Source organism: Hyunsoonleella aquatilis, from assembly GCF_014270105.1.
GTDB classification, from domain to species: domain Bacteria; phylum Bacteroidota; class Bacteroidia; order Flavobacteriales; family Flavobacteriaceae; genus Jejuia; species Jejuia aquatilis.
The window spans coordinates 421,207-440,045 of the sequence record NZ_JACNMF010000003.1 but is presented as its reverse complement, the minus strand read 5'-3'; the positions used below and the strand labels follow the sequence as shown (position 1 = coordinate 440,045).

The window sequence follows — 18,839 nt, the reverse complement described above, 5'->3', positions numbered from 1 at the left end:
GATTCGACTATAATTAAATTGTGAATTACTGAACCGTAAGATATTGAAGATGAATTGATTTTTGTGTGCTTAATAGGATATATAGTTCAGAAGCCATGCCGCACACGTTATGCTTCCCTCCTATACTTCGACTTCGCTCAATACAGGCGCCTCATGTAAAAAGTGTTTGCGCATCGCGCCATTTATGCACATATTGAAAAAGCTGAAAGAAATCGCCATGTTTGATATTCGATTCCTTTCAGCTAAAACTACATTGAATAAATTAATGCTTTTAGGCCAAACTTACTTTTATGGCGCTTAGCCCTTTGGCATCTTTTTCAATCTCAAATGTTACTTTATCGTCTTCTTTGATTTGATCTATAAGATTCGTTTTGTGCACAAAGACTTCCTCTCCAGAGTCTTTAACTATAATAAAGCCAAATCCTTTGGCATTATTGAAAAATTTTACGGTTCCTTCTTTCATTTTGTTTGTTGTATTTGTATTAAATATTCTATTTATAAATTCTTTTATCATCAGGTCTGTTTTTTTAATTAATAATTAGGTGACCATCGTGTTTATGTTGGCACCAGTTTGCTTTTTACCCAACCAACGTAGCATCTTGATATGATCTTTTACGGCGTGTAGAAGCGTTTTTTTCACATGATATGGCAAACCAAATTCCCGGGCCGTATCTGCTACAATTTTGGTTATCTTTTTATAATGTACATGGCAAACATCTGGAAGCACATGATGTTCTACTTGATAATTTAACCCCCCTACAAGCCAAAATATAAGCTTGCTATTTGGTGAAAAATTGGTTGTTGTTGCAAATTGATGCCCATACCAATCATCTTTCATCATGCCTTTTTCATTGGGCAATGGGAATTCATTCATAGGCATGATGTGTGCAATCTGAAAAACAATGCTTACTAAAAACCCAGTAACAAAATGCATGCATAAAAACGCCAATAAGATGATTGCCCAGGATTGTGGCACCATAATCATGGGCAATAGCAGTGCGTAACCATAGTATAACGCTTTCCAGACCACCATGCTTGCAAGTTCTTTTTTATATTCATTTTTTTTGTCTAAAAACCCCATGTTTCTATAGCGGTTTAAACGCACAAAATCTTTAGTGGTTATCCAAGACAACGTGGATATGGCATAAAAAAACCATATATAAATATGCTGAAATTGATGCACCCAATAATGCTTTGCGTTTGGTGAAAACCTTAAAAAAAACGGTGCATTCAAATCGTCATCGGCATGATCGATATTAGTATAGGTATGATGTAAAATGTTGTGCTGTATCTTCCAAACAGTAGCATTGGCACCAATAAGGTTGAATGTATAACTTAAAAGGGTATTGATTTTTCTATGTTTTGAATACGAACCATGAATTGCGTCGTGCATCACTCCCATGCCTATGCCCGCCATTCCTAATCCGCTAATGATATATAACAAAAAAAGTAGCCATACCGAAGCAACCAAACCAGTTGCTAATAGTATTAACGGGGCAAAAAATAAAGTAAGCATAATGATGGTCTTAACAACCATGGTGCTGTCGGCATTTCTAGTCGTGTTGCTGATTTTAAAATGCAGGTTCACTCGGCTTCTTAAGGTCTTCGCGAAGTCGTTATTCTTTGTTCTTTGAAATTTAGGGTTTTCGATACTACTAAACATGCTTTTGAAATTGTTATTGTAAAAAAATATACCATATCAATTAAAAGAGCTGTTTATAGTTTTAACCTAAATGATAACGTATTGAAGCTATTGTATATGAAGCCACATTATTAAGGCTGAATTACAACGGTTAAAGAAAGCTAAAGATTAATTAAAGTTGGGAAAAACTAAAAAAAAGAAAGGCAGTCTAAATGTTCAATACGCAAAGGTAGTTTAAATTTAGATAGGTTTACGAAAATGTTGTAAATAATTCAAAATCAATTAAATACTGCCCATGGTATCTTAGGCTTACCTCCTATGGAGCTTTACGATTCATCTTCATTTCTTGAATAATTCCTTAAACAACCCACGGGCTATCAACAGTTTCATAATCTCATTAGTGCCGGCATAAATTCTGGCTACCCTGTTATCAGCATACATACGGGCAATGGGGTAATCCCACATATAGCCGTAGCCTCCAAATAATTGCAGACATTCATCTACTACTGCGTTGTGCATTTCTGTTGCGCTGTATTTTGCTATGGAGGCACTTTCGGCAGTCAATTTGTGGGTTGACATTAGTTGCGTACAGCGGTCTAAAAAGGCTTGGTGTATCTGTAATTGTGTGGCACATTCGGCCAATTTAAATTGTGTATTTTGGAAATTGGCAATGGGTTGCTTAAACGCGGTTCTTGTAGAAGTGTATGCAATGGTTTGTTCAATGGCACCTTCTGCCCCACCAATCGCGTTGAGGGCTACGGTTAGTCGCTCTCTGGCCAATTCGGTCATCATAATTTTGAAGCCTAAGCCTTCTTCCCCTAGCAAATTTTCCTTTGGCACTTTTACATTGTCAAAAAACAATTCGCAGGTATCTTGGGCTTTCATTCCTATTTTTTTGAATGGGATGCCTTTTTCAAAACCTTCAGCAGCGCTTTCCATAATCAATAAGGACACGCCTTCGTTTTTTGTTCCGGGAGTGGTTTTTACAGCTACAATGGACATATTGCTCATATAGCCATTAGTGATAAAGGTTTTTTGTCCGTTTACCACATAATGGTCGCCTTTATCTACTGCGGTGGTTTTAATCGCTTTTAGGTCGCTACCGCAGTTGGGTTCGGTCATCCCGAGGGAAGTAATGAGTTTTCCAGTAGCCATTTCAGGCAGGTACTTTTGCTTTTGTGCTTCGGTACCATATTTCAACAAATATGGCGCAACAATATCCGAATGCAGGGAAAACCCTGGGCCGCTAACCCCTGCCCTTCCCAATTCTTCAATAAACAGCGCACTAAAACTAAAATCCAAACCGCTACCGCCATACTGCTCGGGCATATCGATACACAAGAGGCCTAATTCTCCGGCACGTTCCCAAATGTCTCGACTTACCATCCCATCGTTTTCCCATGTTTCAATGTGGTCCAGAATTTCATTTTTAATAAAATCCCGTATCATCTGTTGCATCATCTTATGTTCTTCGGATGCATATATTTGGCGTTCTATTAAAACATGTTGTAACATCTGGTTTGGTATTTTGCCGGGTTAAAGAAAAAGTGATCTTTTGGAATTCTAAAGGTAGTTATAAATCTTATCCTATTCACCTTACTTTGCTACCTGAGGGTCGAATCAAAGGCGCACCATTAAAAGTAACCCTAAAACACTACTCCGGCCTTTTCACCCCAAGCCCAGCAACTATCAAACCCACTAAAAACACAAAAGCCAAAAGGGCTACATATTTATAATCTCCAAAATAGGTAAAAGAGGCACTAAACATACTTGGGGCAATGGCACTGGCAATCACCAAAAAACTCATGGCCTTGCCAGTTATGGCCCCTAAATGGACCCTACCGTAGTATTTGGGCCAAGTCACCGCATTGAGCACGGCAAAGAGGCCACTCATAATCCCAAGTCCCCCAATCAGGGCATACACCCCGACAGTGTCTCCCAAAAACCAAAGGCCCGATACGGCCAAAAGGCCACCGCAGAGCATCAGGTATATAAAAATTTTATGGGCCACATAATCGCTTAAAATATTGGCCACCGTAGATATGGTAATACCAATAATGGAAATGGGGATAAAAATGGCAATGGCCTCGGCCTTGGTATAGCCTTGGCTTTCGAAGATGGACACGACATGAAAGGTAACACCCGTGATAAAAAAGCTGTTAAATGCTAATGCCAGACCAATAATCCAAAAGGCACGGGTTTGTTTGGCTTCGGTTAAGGTATAGGCTTTTGAGAGTCCTTCTGGTGAGGTATTAACCTTTTTTGGAATGATGTTTTTGCCATCGGGAATAAGGCCGTAGGCTTCCGGTGCATTTTTAAAAAACAGAAGGACCAATAGGCAAAAACAAAAGAGGCTTAGCGCCAAAATCTGCCAACTCCCCTGCCAGCCGTGATTGTCAATTAAATAGTCCATCAGCAAGGGCGAACTGGAAAAACCCAAGGATACCGTAATACTGCTAATGGAATTGATCTTCCCACGGTTTTTATCGAACCAGAGCATCACCATATTTCGGGAGGTCATCGTCAATACCCCTTGGCCACTAAACCGTAGCATGAAGAACAGCAATGTAAGCACCGCAACCGCCACAAGGCTGGTATCTGTATTCAACAGCGATTGGATACCTTCTACAATGCCTTTGGATTGGGACAGCAACAACAAGGTGCCCCCCAAACAAATGGCAGCCAAAAACCCTACAGCCCTCGCCCCTAACCTATCGAACAATATTCCTGCCTTGGTAACAAAAAAGGCGCTGAGCAAGGTGCCCAGCATATAGGCGTTGCTAAATTCATTGCGGCTAAGGTGCAGTGCATCCTTCACGGGATCGGTAAACAAGGAAACGCCTACGGTTTGCCCCGGAATACTGAACAGCACACCGATGCTTCCAAACAGCAAAATAACATAGCCGTAAAAAAACGGAAATGTTTTGGGTTTGATGAGTTCCAATTGCTTTTTCAAGGGGGTGTCGGTTTTGAGCACGAAAGTAAGTCTAAAATTTAGAAATTTGGAATTTATTTCTCTGGAATAAACAATACGATTGGATACAAAAACTCAATAACAAAATAAGCGGAAAGTCCCCTACTAATTGCGTTATGTAATGTCGACAGAGCACAGCGACGAAGAATCTCATCGTGTTGAATTTATAATGAGATTTCTCACTTCGTTCGAAATGACAAAGGCGCTCTAAAAAATGTCAGTTTTTGTTAACCTGTCCCAAAGGCTCACTATAACTCCCGATAGCCATCGGGACGGGATTATTTCAGAATCCCAATACTATTACAGTTGAAAACCTGAAACAACACTTCGACTGCGCTCAGTGTGACAGTTCTGGTTGACAAAATTGATGTTTTAGACGATTACTCAATCTAACTGACAGGAATGACAGCACTACGGATTTGGCAATTACCTTAGCAGGAAAGTGCGTTAGGGATAGAACGGCATGTTTGAAATCCCCGATCCCGATAGCTATCGGGAGAGGGATTGAGTAGTGAAAGCCCGACCCTCCCGATAGCTATCGGGAGTGGGTAACGCCCAACTTCTCGATATAATTTTGAATTCAAAAGAACAATCCTTCATTAATCTTAGTAAGATTGCCACGTCCTTCGTCCTCGCAATGACGCATAAAAAAAGCGACCCAAAGGCCGCTTTTTCAATATCAATAATGGTAAAAAGAAATTACTTCTTAGCTTTCTTTCCGTCCATTTTATCCTTAAGAGCTTGTAAGGCATCATTGGCATCGCCTAAAGTTGGTTTTGCCTCTGCAGCCGCGCTAGCCGCCTTTTTAGCTGCCGCTTTTACGTTAGCTGCTTCTTCAGCTTTGTGGATTGCAGCGTGAGACGCTACAACGCGCTTAAACTCTTTATTGAACTCAATAATCTTGAATTCTGCTTCTTCACCTTTTTTCAACTTGCTTCCATCCTCTTTCTCAAGGTGACGGGTTGGAATAAAGGCAGTGATATCCTCATTAAACTTCACAGTAGCACCTTTGTCGACTATTTCAGTTACAGGAGCAGTATGCGTGGTGTTCAATGCGAATTCGGTTTCGTACTTGTCCCAAGGGTTGTCAGTGGTTTGTTTGTGCCCTAAGCTCAACTTACGACCTTCAACATCCAATTCAAGAACGATAACGTCCAATTTATCACCTACGGCACAGAACTCTGATGGGTGCTTGATTTTCTTGGTCCAAGACAAATCAGAAATGTAAATCAATCCGTCAATACCTTCTTCCAATTCTACGAACACACCAAAGTTGGTAAAGTTACGCACAATACCAGTGTGCTTAGACCCTAATGGGTACTTAGCAGTGATGTCCGTCCATGGGTCTGGAGTCAATTGCTTGATACCCAAAGACATTTTTCTGTCCTCTCTGTCCAGCGTTAGGATTTGAGCTTCGATCTCGTCTCCAACGGAAACAAAATCCTGGGCAGAACGCAAGTGGGTTGACCAAGACATTTCAGAAACGTGGATCAAACCTTCAACACCTTCGGCTACTTCAATAAACGCACCGTAATCAGCGATTACAACAACTTTACCTTTCACCTTATCACCAATCTTCACCTCTTCTCCAAGAGCCTCCCATGGGTGCTTACTCAATTGCTTAAGACCCAATTGGATTCTAGATTTATCCTCATCAAAGTCAAGGATTACCACATTTAATTTTTGATCTAACTCAACAATCTCGTTTGGATGGTTGATTCTAGACCAAGACAAATCCGTAATGTGAACCAATCCGTCAACACCTCCAAGGTCAATAAATACACCGTAAGACGTGATGTTTTTAACCACACCTTCCAATACCTGACCTTTTTCAAGCTGACTGATAATTTCTTTCTTTTGTTCCTCAATATCCGCCTCGATAAGCGCTTTATGAGAAACTACTACGTTTTTAAATTCATGGTTGATTTTCACCACCTTGAATTCCATAGTTTTATTTACGTACTGGTCGTAATCCCTAATAGGCTTAACGTCAATTTGAGAACCTGGCAAGAACGCCTCGATACCGAATACGTCCACAATCATACCACCTTTAGTTCTGCACTTAACGAAACCATTAACGATTTCACCAGTTTCGTGAGCTTTATTAACTCTATCCCATGCCTTGATCACACGGGCTTTTCTGTGAGATAATACCAATTGACCCGTAGCATCTTCGCGTACGTCAATCAATACCTCAACTTTGTCACCAACCTTTAAGTCTGGATTATAACGGAATTCATTAAGGGAAATAACACCCTCAGATTTAGCATTGATGTCAATAATCGCATCCCTGTCGGTGATGTGGATTACAGTACCCTCAACAACTTCATCATCTAAAGTGTCAACAAAATTCTCCGCTACTAATTTTTCAAATTCCTGTAGTTGTTTGTCGTCCACCTCGTCAATACCCTCTTGGTAATTGTGCCAGTTGAACTCTTTCAGGAATTTTTCAGGATTTTTTTGAGCTTCAGAAACCTCTGGAGCTTCAACAGAAGTAGCCTCAACCGCTACTTGGTCTTCAGCTTGTTTTTCGTTTTCAGCCATGTGCTGATAAAAATTTGTATTCCGTATGTCTCGAAAAGTCAACCGCTTAACACACAGAAGTGTTATAAAAATAGTTTTCTAATCCCTCTTTATCCTTTCGATACTGCGCTAAAAAGGAGTGCAAAAATATACATTTTCAAGTAATTAGCCTAATTCTGGATATTTTTTTGGGCGTTACCCTACGGGTCGGGCTTTCACTACTCAATCTTTTTTAAAACGTCATTGCGAAGGAGGTACGACTGTGGCAATCTCCTAAATTCTATTTCATCATAAACTTTAGTCCTAATAGTTTTAAAAAAGGATTTCAAACATGCCGTTCAATCCCTAACGCGGGCCAACCCGCAAAAGCCAGTGCATTACCGTAAATTTTTTTCCATTTGCAAAACCATTTCATCAAAGTGCTTTGGGACTTAGCGCCTTTGCGCGAAAATTATAATAGTGACTTTTTAAGATGCTAAGTGTCCTAACTTCAAAAGAAAACATCTTTAGTAAAACATTAACCCAACGGACGGATTTATTTGTTATATTGTCCTTTCGTTATTAACTTTAAATTAAAACTTAACAACATCATGGTAAAAGCTAAATATCAAGCAGTTTTGGATTTAGGTCAAAAATTGAACATCCAAAACGGAGACGTTAGTGAAGAAAACGGAACACTTAAGGTAAAAGGTACCGCAAACACACAATACGAAAAAGACCTGCTTTGGGACAAAATCAAAGAAATAGGTGGTGAAAATCCTTCGGACATCATGGCCAATATTCAAGTAGCTGACACCAGTGTGTACCATAGACACACGGTGCAAAGCGGTGAAACTCTTGGGAAAATTGCCAAGCAGTATTATGGCAAAGCATCGAAGTACCAAGATATTTTTAAGGCCAATTCAGATATTTTAAAAAATCCGGACTTGATTTATCCAGATCAGGAATTGATTATTCCAAATCCGTAGTGCGAAGGCCAATAAAAGTTAAGGCTACCAATTTGGTAGCCTTTTTTATTCTATTCCTTCCAAAGTCATGTTTACCAAACTTAAAATTTTGGAATACTGCTCTTCCAAGGTTAAGTCAGAATTGTCAATTTCAATGGCATCTTTGGCTTTTACCAAAGGAGAGTCCTCCCGATGCGTGTCGATATAATCCCTTTCCGTAACATTTTTAAGTACTGACTCATAAGTGATATTATCACCCCTTTCCATAAGTTCTTTATAACGTCTTTTAGCCCTTTTTGCAGCAGAAGCGATCATAAATATTTTAAGTTCAGCATTGGGAAACACCACTGTGCCAATATCTCGGCCGTCCATCACTACGCCTTTGTCCTTACCCAATTGCTTTTGAATTTTGACCAGCTTTTCTCGTACTTTGGATACCTCAGCAATTTTGCTCACAAAACTAGAAACCTCTAACGTTCGAATCTGTTTTTCGACATTCTTTCCGTTAAGATAGGTTTCGGCAAAGCCAAGGGCTTCATTAAATTTAAAACTTATATCAATCTGATCCAATCGATAAATAAGGGCTTCTTTATTGAAGTCTTCTTTTGAAATCAGCCCCTCTTCTATCGCATAAAGCGTTATGGCCCGGTACATCGCACCAGAATCTACATATACATATCCTAGGTGTTTCGCTATTTGTTTGGCAACCGTACTTTTTCCTGTTGAGGAATACCCGTCTATGGCTATGGTGATCTTGTTCATCATTCAATTTGAAGTGCCTAAAGTACTTAAAGTGCGCTAAAGTGAAAAACTCAAGACAATTTAATTACCTCTAGAATGTTTTAATTTTAATATAACTGAAAACTACGATGGATTACTGATCACTAATATTATTGCAAATCAATTTGCAGACCAAAAAAATTGGAATTGGCCGCACTCGTATATTTAGCGTGAGTGTAGCTGAAACGCATTCTGTTTAATTTAAGAGAAAACCCTGCTGAAAGTCCCGAAAAATTACGTTGGTCAATAATCCTCAACTCCTCTGCCCGTCTAAAATTGTAACCTATTCGGATATTAAAGCCGCTTTCCGGAAATAGCTCGGCAGCTATTATCGTATGGCGGATTACCTGTCCTAAAAATCCAATTTTTTCTTCACTTTGATTACCGGATAAATCGCTTGTAGTTCTGGCAGGGTTTGGTCTGGCGATGGGCCATTCCTGAAGATTCTCAAAGGTAAGATGCCACCTTAAAGGCACATGCTCCAAGGTTTGGGACATTCCGAAAGCCACTTCAAATGGTAAGGGTTCGTGGGTTCCCGCATAAGTTGTAATCTGCGTGCCAGCATTTCTAACTACCAAGGCGGCCTTAAAATCAATATCTTCATCAATATACAATAACCCCAAATCCACAGCAGCACCAAAGGAATTGTATTGCTCTAATTTTGAAGTAATCAACTTTAAGTTTCCTCCGAAATAAAAATCCGAATAACCAATTTGAAGCGCGTAGCCCACAGATAAAGCCGTTTCACTACCAGTAAATGTACCTGTGGAGATACCATTTTCGTCATAACCGTCAAAAGAACCATAGTTGATGTAAGTAACCCCAGCATGAAAGGTTTGGGTGCGCCTATCCACAGTGTGCGCAAAGGATGCCGTACCATAACTTATGCCTCCTAGATAACTTGAATAATTCAGGGCTAGTTGGTTGTCCATTTCAACATTTATTGTAGCGGGGTTGAATAGGGCTTGGGTAACATCATAATCAACATTGGTAAAGACCTTTCCTCCTAAAGCAGCCTGTCTCGGTGAGGACACTAAATTAAGAAACTGGTATGTAGACTCCCCTCCCACTTGCGCATTAGCAAGCACACCAATCAACATAAAAAAACCAGTGATAATTTTCCTTAGCATATTTACGGCGCAAAGTAAATGAAAAATTTATTTTTGGTTCACACCAACTTAAATTAATTTTTCATTAAGATTCCCTCCCGATATCTATCGGGATTCGCGGGAATGACAACTTCAATTGAAACCTTGAAGTTTACTTCAAGGCGTAATTCTTCGAACTAATCTATCTTAAAACGAATACATGTTTCGTTTATTTTATAGCATGAAAAAACCTCGACAAAAGCCGAGGTTTACTAGTGCTATCTATAGTTATATTTTTTTCGGGTTTTTTACTTTTTGCTTTGTAACGGCGATGTCAATTACTTCGCTCATATCCGTAACATAATGGAACGTCAGCCCTTTTAAATACTCAGGCTTTATTTCCTCAATATCACGACGGTTATCCTCACAAAGAAGAATTTCTTTAATGCGGGCACGCTTGGCCGCCAAAATCTTTTCCTTGATGCCACCTACAGGAAGTACTTTTCCCCTAAGGGTGATCTCCCCTGTCATGGCCAAGCTCTTCTTCACTTTTCGTTGTGTAAACAACGATACCAATGATGTCAACATCGTCACTCCGGCACTCGGCCCATCCTTTGGTGTAGCACCCTCCGGAACGTGAATATGCACATTGTATTTATCAAAGGCCTCTGGGTCGATTCCAAAATTATCCGCATTCGATTTGATAAATTCCATCGCAATGGTAGCAGATTCCTTCATCACTTTCCCTAAATTTCCAGTGATGGAAAGGTTGCCTTTTCCTTTGGACAATATGGATTCTATAAACAAAATATCCCCGCCAACGCTGGTCCAAGCCAAGCCTGTAACCACGCCGGCAACATTATTATTTTCGTATTTGTCGCGCTCCAATTTTGGGCCGCCTAGCACCTCAACAATATTTTCATTGGTCACTTTTATATTGTAGCCCTCTTCCATCGCAATATTTTTGGCCGCATAGCGTACCATTTTTGCGATTTGTTTCTCCAATCCCCGAACACCGGATTCGCGTGTGTAGCCCTCCACAATTTTTTCCAATTGGGGCTTGCCAATTTTAAGGTGCGACGCATCCAATCCATGTTCTTTTAACTGCTTAGGCAATAAATGTCGTTTGGCTATCTCCACTTTTTCTTCAATAGTATAACCCGTTACGTTGATGATCTCCATACGATCGCGTAAGGCTGGCTGAATGGTAGCCAAGCTGTTGGATGTAGCAATAAACATCACTTTTGAAAGGTCGTAGCCCATTTCCAAAAAGTTGTCGTAAAACTCATTGTTTTGTTCAGGGTCCAAGACTTCAAGCATCGCTGAAGATGGGTCTCCCTGATGGGAATTAGACAACTTATCAATTTCATCCAAAACGAAAACAGGATTGGAAGTCCCAGCTTTTTTCAAACTTTGAATAATCCTTCCCGGCATGGCTCCTATATAAGTTTTTCTATGTCCGCGAATCTCGGCTTCATCCCTCAAACCGCCCAAGGACATACGCACATACTCCCTTCCAAGTGCCTCAGCAATTGATTTTCCCAAAGACGTTTTACCAACACCTGGAGGGCCGTACAAACATAAAATTGGGGATTTCATATCATTGCGTAATTTCAGAACGGCCAAATATTCTATGATTCTTCGTTTGACATCATCCAGACCGTAATGGTCTCTGTCCAAAATTTTCTTGGCTCTTTTTAAATCGAAAAGATCAGTGCTGTATTCGTTCCACGGCAAATCCAAAATCAATTCTAAATAATTGCGCTGAATGGAATACTCCGAAACCTGTGGATTCATACGTTGCAGCTTTCCGATTTCCTTTTCAAAATGCTTGGCAACCTTCTCATCCCACAGCTTTTCTTCGGCTTTAGCCTTCATCTCTTCAATTTCTGCATCATGGCTCACACCGCCCAATTCCTCTTGAATGGTCTTCATTTGCTGATGCAAGAAATACTCGCGTTGTTGTTGGCTCATATCCATTTGCACTTTCGTTTGGATATCATTCTTAAGTTCCAACTTTTGAAACTCCACATTCATGTGTTTTAATGTGGCCAAGGCGCGACTTTGCAAATCGTGGTTTTCTAAAAGCCCTTGCTTATCCGCTACGGAAAGATTCATGTTTGAGGACACAAAATTCACTAAAAATGAATTGCTCTCTATGTTCTTTATGGCAAAGGACGCCTCGCTTGGAATATTTGGGTTCTCTTTAATAATCTCAAGAGACAAATCCTTGATAGAGTCAATAATAGCACTGAATTCCTTGTCGTTTGGTTCAGGTCTGGTCTCAGCTAAATCTCGAATGGTAGCATTCATATAAGGGGATTCGGTGATAACTTCTGTTACCTGAAAACGCTTTTTCCCCTGAATGATTACTGTAACATTACCATCGGGCATTTTCAACACCCGAAGAATTCGGGCCACAGTTCCAGTTGTGTAAATATCCTTAACTGAAGGATCCTCAACCGAACCATCTTTCTGTGCCACAACTCCAATGACCTTGCTCCCTTTGTTGGCCTCCTTTATCAGTTTTACGGATTTATCCCTCCCAGCAGTAATTGGAATTACTACCCCCGGGAACAAAACTGTATTCCGCAAAGATAAAATCGGAAGGGTCTCGGGCAATTCCTCATTATTCATCTCTTCCTCATCCTCAGGAGTCATCAATGGAATTAATTCTGAATTTTCATCAAATTCCTGCAATGACAAACTGTCAAATGTGGTAAAATTGGATTTTTTCATATCTGTATTCAGGTCATTCTGTCATTTAAACAGTTTAAACCTTTTTATAAGTTCATTAATAAAAATTTCAAACAGCTAATTATCAAATACTTGACTGTTTATTAGACGCTCAACTAAAGTATTAATTTCAATAGTTGTGCCAATGACTTTAAACGGTTAAGTATATGAAATGTTGCGTGTTTGTACGCAAGGATTTTCCGAAGGAAAATAGAATGCAAGCAAACAAAGCAACTCACATTGGTTAAGCACAAAACAGTAATTTTTCATAGGATACAATGTTGTGGTGCTATTTTCATTTTTTAAGTTTTCAATATCAGATTCAGAAACTTTTTCTTTATCAAATTCTGAGTTTTGTCCTTACCCATAAAACTTTAAATTATTAAAATCAGAGTTATGATTTTCGTGTAATAAGAAATTACTAACTATCCACATCTACAAATAGATTCTGGGTCATCACATGGAATAAGATCGTCATTAGGGTTTTGTATGTTTATTTCGGAACATAATGGTTTGTCATTATTATCATCTGATGAGCAACTGAAAGTCAAAAAGACAATAAACAAAATTTTAAAAAATCTAATCATAAATTTAAAAAGGTTAAATTAAAAGAACCAATGATAAAATCAGTTCTATTCATTATTTTTGGTCAACTGTACAACAGTTAGGATAAGAATGATTAAATCTTCCCCAGCCGCCTCAAAACAAACAGCAATACAATAGGTAGTGCCAAAACCCCAACCATCAAAATATCGGTTTGAAAAAGTGTAGGCACCAAAATCAAAGTAATGATGTACCCTCCAATAGCACCCCCAAAATGCGCATCATGGCCAATGTTACCAATACGCCTTTTCATTCCATAAATAGAGTACAACAAATAGGCAATACCCAAGACAAAGCCGGGAATACCCAAGTCGATATCCCCAATGCGAGGTGGTAAAAACAAGAAATAATAGGGTTGCTGCGGATTTAGCAGAATTGCGGAGTAAAGTACTCCTGTAACAGCACCACTCGCCCCGACTGCGCTGTAATGATATTCATTTTTATGAAAATATAGAGACAACATATTTCCTGCCAACAAACTTCCTATATAAATTATGAAAAAAGAATACTGCCCCACTTCATAAAGCACCTGGTCGGCAAAGAGATAAAGCGCAAACATATTAAAAAAGAGATGCGTGGTATCGGCGTGCAAAAACCCAGAACTGAACATTCGAATCTGTTCCCCCCGCCGAATGGCACCGATATTGAACTTATACTTTTCAAAAAAACCAAAATCGCCGAAGCCCTTGTAAGATATGATTACATTAGCCGCAATTATGACAACAGTGATGATATCTAATTTACCCATAGGTTTAAAACTTCTAAAATCAAATTAATATATCTTTGCGCCTACAAATCTAAAACTTATAAATGCAATTTCTCGCGTATATTCTTGTTTATCCCATTTTATATGTTATTTCTATTCTGCCCTTTAGATTACTGTATGCGGTTTCAGACGTTGTATATGTCCTACTATATTATGTTATAGGGTACAGAAAGAAGGTAGTTTCTGAAAATTTAAGACTTGCATTTCCCAATAAGACAGAATCGGAAATTTATGGTATACGGAAAAAATTCTACCATCACTTATGTGATATGATGATGGAATCCATCAAATCCATCACGATTTCTAAAACCGAAATGCAAAAACGTTATAAGTTTACCAACTTGGATTTAGTGCATCAGTTGGAAAAAGAGAATAGAAGCATCGTACTATTTATGGGGCATTATGGCAGTTGGGAATGGATTTTTATTCTGCAGACACATGTTAATTACAAAGGCTATGCCGTGTATAAGCAACTGAGCAACAAATATTTTGATAGACTTGTAAAACGCATCAGAGCAAAATATGACAGCCATTTAATTACTACAAAAGAAACCTTTCCAACATTAATTAAGGCCAAGAGAAATAATGAGCTGACATTTAATGGATTTGTGTTTGATCAATCCCCAAAATTGCACAAAGCCATACATTGGCAAGAGTTTATGGGGATAAGGGTACCTGTTCATGTGGGGGCAGAGGTTTTGGCTAAACGTCTGGATATGGCCACTTTATTCTTAAAAGTGAAAAAAGTAAAAAGAGGATATTATGAATCCACCTTTTCCATAATCACCAAAAACCCAAAAGAATTCAAGGATTTTGAAATCACCGATATTGCCCTGAAACGAGTGGAAGAACAACTTCATGAAGCTCCAGAATACTACCTATGGACCCATAAGCGATGGAAGCACCGAGGTCAAGAGCCAAAATCGGTTGGCTAGTATTTATATTATTTGTTTTCCTAGCCAATATTTAACTAATTATCCATTCAGACAGAAGAAGACAGCCTAATTCCCGGCAACCTCCCCAATCTCAGCAATAAATTGATCCGCTAAGGCATCCGCCTCATCCTGTGATTTAGCCTCAGTGTAAATTCTAATGATAGGTTCGGTATTACTTTTACGAAGATGCACCCAGCTTTCAGAAAAATCAATTTTTACCCCGTCAATGGTTGTCAATTGTTCGTTTTGGTAACGTTCTTCCATAGTTTTTAAAATACTATCCACATCCAAATCCGGCGTCAACTCTATTTTCTTTTTGCTCATAAAATAGTTGGGGTAGGTTTTGCGCAGTTCGCTTACTTTCATGCCCTTGTCGGCCAACAAACTTAAAAACAAGGCAATTCCCACTAAAGCATCTCGGCCATAATGTAATTCGGGATAAATGATACCGCCGTTGCCTTCACCACCAATAACCACCTTATTCTTTTTCATCAATTTTACCACGTTTACTTCGCCTACGGCTGAAGCTTCGTACATGCCTCCATGTTTTTCGGTAACATCCCTTAGCGCACGTGTAGAACTCATATTGCTTACGGTATTTCCGGGAGTTCTGCTCAACACATAATCGGCACAGGCCACCAAAGTATATTCCTCGCCAAACATTTCCCCGTTTTCGTCCATAAAAGCCAAACGGTCCACATCGGGATCGACTACAATACCGAAATCCGCTTTATGCTTTTTAACGGCATCAGAAAGGTCGGTTAAATGTTCTTTTAAAGGTTCCGGGTTATGTGGGAAATGCCCATTCGGCTCACAGTACAATTTAATCACATCTACACCCAAACGTTCCAGCAACAACGGAATAACAATGCCTCCTGTGGAATTTACCCCATCAACAACTACTTTAAAACGTTCGGCTTCAATAGCTTTTACATTCACCAAAGGCAAATCCAGTACTTCAATAATATGCAAATCAAAATAGGCTTTGTTTTTCGTGATTTTTCCCAAGCTATCCACATCGGCAAATTCGATAGTATTTCCTTCGGCTAATTCTAAGATTTTGGCACCTTCTTCTGCATCTAAAAACTCTCCTTTTTCATTCAATAATTTTAGGGCGTTCCATTGTTTAGGGTTATGACTTGCTGTTAAAATAATTCCTCCGTCGGCATGTTCCATCGGCACTGCTACTTCAACGGTGGGTGTTGTTGAAAGCCCTAAATCAACAACATGAATTCCCTGCCCGACAAGGGTATTCATCACCAAACTTTGAATCATCTTTCCAGAAATACGTGCGTCGCGCCCAACAACAACTTTGTAGTTTTCCTTTACGCGGTTCTGTTTTAACCAAGCCCCATAGGCCGCCGCAAATTTTACCGCATCAATCGGGGTAAGGTTCTCCCCAACTTTGCCGCCAATAGTACCTCGAATTCCTGATATGGATTTTATAAGTGTCATAATTGTATTTTTCAAATTGATGCCCAAATATACAACTAGAAAATCGGATTTCTTGAAGTGGATTTCGTAAATTTCAACAATGAATTACTTAGCGCATATTTATTTGTCCGGGAATAATGATTTGGTGAAGATTGGCAATTTTATGGCGGATAGCATCAAAGGGAAAAATTATAAGAATTATGAAAAGGACGTACAAATTGGCATTCTATTACATAGAAATATCGATACTTTCACCGATGCTCACCCTACAGTGCGACAGAGCACTAAGCGCCTGCATGAAAAATACAGCCACTACTCCAGCGTGATTGTGGATATTCTCTACGACCACTTTTTAGCAAAAAATTGGGGTGACTATTGCGATTTATCCCTCGAAGATTACACTGAAGATTTTTACGCTTCCGTAACAGAGCATTTTGAAATCCTACCGTTAAGAATTCAGAAAATGATGCCATATATGATGACAGATAATTGGCTGTTGAGCTATGCCTCCCTTGATGGTATTGCTCGTGTATTAGAGGGCATGAATAGACGCACCAAACACCGCTCTGGTATGAATAGGGCAATTGACGATTTGGAATTCTTTTACACCGAATTTGAAACAGAATTCACCTCTTTTTTTGACGAACTGATTCAATTTTCAAAAGATAAATTGTTGGAACTTCACGGAAATTTATGAAGACATACTTGATTTATTTTATAGCCTTCATTGGACTATTTTCATCGTGCAAAAATAAGTCCAAATCTCAAAATCAAGAACCAAAGTATGGCCTGATAGCAAAAAATGCTATGGTAGTTTCTGCCAGAAAAGAAGCTTCACAAATTGGCGTGGATATGTTAAAACAGGGAGGCAATGCCTTTGATGCCATGGTAGCAACACATTTGGCACTTGCTGTGGCCTACCCCTATGCAGGTAATTTGGGCGGCGGTGGTTTTATGGTGTATCGAAAGGCCGATGGGGAAATCGGTTCGTTGGATTTTAGGGAAAAGGCACCACTCGGGGCCACAAGGGATATGTATTTGGATGACAATGGTGAGGTAATTCCAAACAAAAGTTGGTTGGGCGCATTGGCCGCGGGTGTACCGGGTTCAGTCGCGGGCATTTTTGAGGTGCACGAAAAATTGGGCTCGTTACCCCTGGAAACTATTTTTGAGCCTATCCTCAATTTAGCCAATAAGGGTGTTGTGGTTACTGAAAAACAGGTCAATACCATAAAGGAATACCAGCCATTATTTCGCGATGTTAACAAAGACTCCATCCCGTTTGATAAAAACTGGAAAGTTGGCGATACCATCAAATATCCTGCTCTGGCTTCAACTTTAGAACGGATTTTATTATTCGGTAAAAACGAGTTTTATAAAGGTGAAACAGCCAAAAAATTAGTGCAGTTTATTCAGGATAATGGAGGTATCCTCACTTTAGAAGATCTGGAAAAATACGAAGCCAAATGGCGAAAACCGATCACTTTCACTTATGACGATTTAAACATTATTTCCATGGGTCCTCCTTCGTCCGGAGGTATTTGCATGGCTCAAATTCTAAAAATGGTCGAACCGTTTCACCTCGATGAATATGGTCATAATTCCCTAAAAACAATACAAACCATTACTGAAGCCGAACGCCGTGCTTATGCGGATAGAAGTTTTTATTTAGGCGATTCGGATTTTGTAAAAATACCTATTCAAACTTTAATAAGTGATGCTTATTTAACGGGCAGAATGGACAATTTTTCTTTTGAAAGGGCAACACCTTCTAGCCAACTTTCACATGGCAACATTGAAGTCATTGAAAGTTATGAAACCACACATTATTCCCTCGTAGACCAATTTGGCAATGCTATTGCCGTAACCACTACACTAAATGGTGCCTACGGCTCAAAATTGTACTGCCCTGAATTGGGATTCTTCCTAAACAACGAAATGGATGATTTTAGTAGCAAGCCTGGTGTACCAAACATGTTCGGATTGGTTGGTGCTGAGGCCAATAGTATAGCGCCAGAAAAACGCATGTTGAGTTCCATGACCCCTACCATTGTGGAAAAAAATGGAGAATTCTACATGACCTTGGGCACTCCCGGAGGTGCTACTATTATTACCTCCGTGTTGCAAACTATTTTAAATGTCCACGAATTTGGTATGACCATGCAGGAGGCTGTGGACGCACCACGTTTTCATCACCAGTGGTTGCCTGATGAAATCGTTATGGAGCCCAATTCATTTGATAAATCCTTAATTGAGCAACTCAAAATACTTGGTTACCAGATTAGAGAGGGTGAATCTATTATTTTGGGAAAAGTGGACGGTATCCTTGTTTTGAGTGACAAATCTTACGAAGGAGGGGCTGATCGTCGAGGTGACGATACGGCTATCGGTTTTTAACGGCTTTTTTTCAC

14 protein-coding genes are annotated in these 18,839 nt (G+C 39.5%); 4 read left to right on the top strand and 10 right to left on the bottom strand.

The annotated features are described in order from the left end of the window. Nucleotides 1-271 precede the first annotated feature (271 nt). The 5 genes from H7U19_RS10550 to rpsA form a co-directional block, all read right to left on the bottom strand. Nucleotides 272-514, bottom strand: coding sequence for a cold-shock protein (locus tag H7U19_RS10550; protein WP_343069096.1), 243 nt, complete (start codon nucleotides 512-514; stop codon nucleotides 272-274). A gap of 24 nt (nucleotides 515-538) precedes the next feature. Then, complete coding sequence (locus H7U19_RS10545) at nucleotides 539-1,663, bottom strand: fatty acid desaturase family protein (RefSeq protein ID WP_186562114.1); 1,125 nt, start codon at nucleotides 1,661-1,663, stop codon at nucleotides 539-541. 318 nt (nucleotides 1,664-1,981) lie between these two features. After that, on the bottom strand, nucleotides 1,982-3,157 hold the full coding sequence (locus H7U19_RS10540; protein WP_186562112.1) for an acyl-CoA dehydrogenase family protein: 1,176 nt from the start codon (nucleotides 3,155-3,157) through the stop codon (nucleotides 1,982-1,984). 139 nt (nucleotides 3,158-3,296) lie between these two features. Then, complete coding sequence (locus H7U19_RS10535) at nucleotides 3,297-4,598, bottom strand: MFS transporter (protein ID WP_186562110.1); 1,302 nt, start codon at nucleotides 4,596-4,598, stop codon at nucleotides 3,297-3,299. A 717-nt stretch (nucleotides 4,599-5,315) separates the two neighbouring features. Next, nucleotides 5,316-7,160, bottom strand: a complete 1,845-nt coding sequence (rpsA, locus tag H7U19_RS10530; RefSeq protein WP_186562108.1) for a 30S ribosomal protein S1 — start codon at nucleotides 7,158-7,160, stop codon at nucleotides 5,316-5,318. 569 nt (nucleotides 7,161-7,729) lie between these two features. Between rpsA and H7U19_RS10525 the strand changes: the two genes are divergently transcribed. Beyond that, nucleotides 7,730-8,107, top strand: coding sequence for a LysM peptidoglycan-binding domain-containing protein (locus H7U19_RS10525; protein WP_186562107.1), 378 nt, complete (start codon nucleotides 7,730-7,732; stop codon nucleotides 8,105-8,107). Between the two features lie 45 nt (nucleotides 8,108-8,152). Here H7U19_RS10525 and cmk read toward each other — a convergent pair whose 3' ends face one another. The 4 genes from cmk to H7U19_RS10505 form a co-directional block, all read right to left on the bottom strand. After that, complete coding sequence (gene cmk / locus H7U19_RS10520) at nucleotides 8,153-8,848, bottom strand: (d)CMP kinase (RefSeq protein WP_186562623.1); 696 nt, start codon at nucleotides 8,846-8,848, stop codon at nucleotides 8,153-8,155. A gap of 128 nt (nucleotides 8,849-8,976) precedes the next feature. Further along, nucleotides 8,977-9,996 (bottom strand): type IX secretion system protein PorQ, encoded by a 1,020-nt coding sequence (gene porQ / locus H7U19_RS10515; RefSeq protein ID WP_186562105.1) that lies wholly within the window; start codon nucleotides 9,994-9,996, stop codon nucleotides 8,977-8,979. A 246-nt stretch (nucleotides 9,997-10,242) separates the two neighbouring features. Then, nucleotides 10,243-12,693: an endopeptidase La gene (lon, locus tag H7U19_RS10510; RefSeq protein WP_186562103.1), complete on the bottom strand. Its 2,451-nt coding sequence runs from the start codon at nucleotides 12,691-12,693 to the stop codon at nucleotides 10,243-10,245. A 676-nt stretch (nucleotides 12,694-13,369) separates the two neighbouring features. Further along, complete coding sequence (locus H7U19_RS10505) at nucleotides 13,370-14,041, bottom strand: rhomboid family intramembrane serine protease (RefSeq protein WP_186562101.1); 672 nt, start codon at nucleotides 14,039-14,041, stop codon at nucleotides 13,370-13,372. A 62-nt stretch (nucleotides 14,042-14,103) separates the two neighbouring features. On the opposite strand from H7U19_RS10505, the gene H7U19_RS10500 reads away from it, so the two are divergent. Continuing rightward, nucleotides 14,104-14,994: a lysophospholipid acyltransferase family protein gene (locus H7U19_RS10500; RefSeq protein WP_186562099.1), complete on the top strand. Its 891-nt coding sequence runs from the start codon at nucleotides 14,104-14,106 to the stop codon at nucleotides 14,992-14,994. A gap of 66 nt (nucleotides 14,995-15,060) precedes the next feature. Here H7U19_RS10500 and glmM read toward each other — a convergent pair whose 3' ends face one another. After that, a complete protein-coding gene (gene glmM / locus H7U19_RS10495; RefSeq protein WP_186562097.1) occupies nucleotides 15,061-16,449 on the bottom strand; it encodes a phosphoglucosamine mutase in 1,389 nt (462 codons plus the stop codon). 79 nt (nucleotides 16,450-16,528) lie between these two features. On the opposite strand from glmM, the gene H7U19_RS10490 reads away from it, so the two are divergent. Both H7U19_RS10490 and ggt read left to right on the top strand, forming a co-directional pair. Continuing rightward, nucleotides 16,529-17,125 carry an acyl carrier protein phosphodiesterase gene (locus H7U19_RS10490; protein WP_186562095.1) on the top strand — a complete coding sequence of 199 codons (597 nt, stop codon included), beginning with the start codon at nucleotides 16,529-16,531 and terminating at the stop codon, nucleotides 17,123-17,125. Then, entirely contained in the window at nucleotides 17,122-18,825 is a 1,704-nt protein-coding gene (gene ggt, locus H7U19_RS10485) for a gamma-glutamyltransferase (RefSeq protein WP_186562093.1), read from the top strand. The genes H7U19_RS10490 and ggt overlap by 4 nt, the downstream gene beginning before the upstream one ends. The last annotated feature ends 14 nt before the right edge of the window (nucleotides 18,826-18,839 follow it).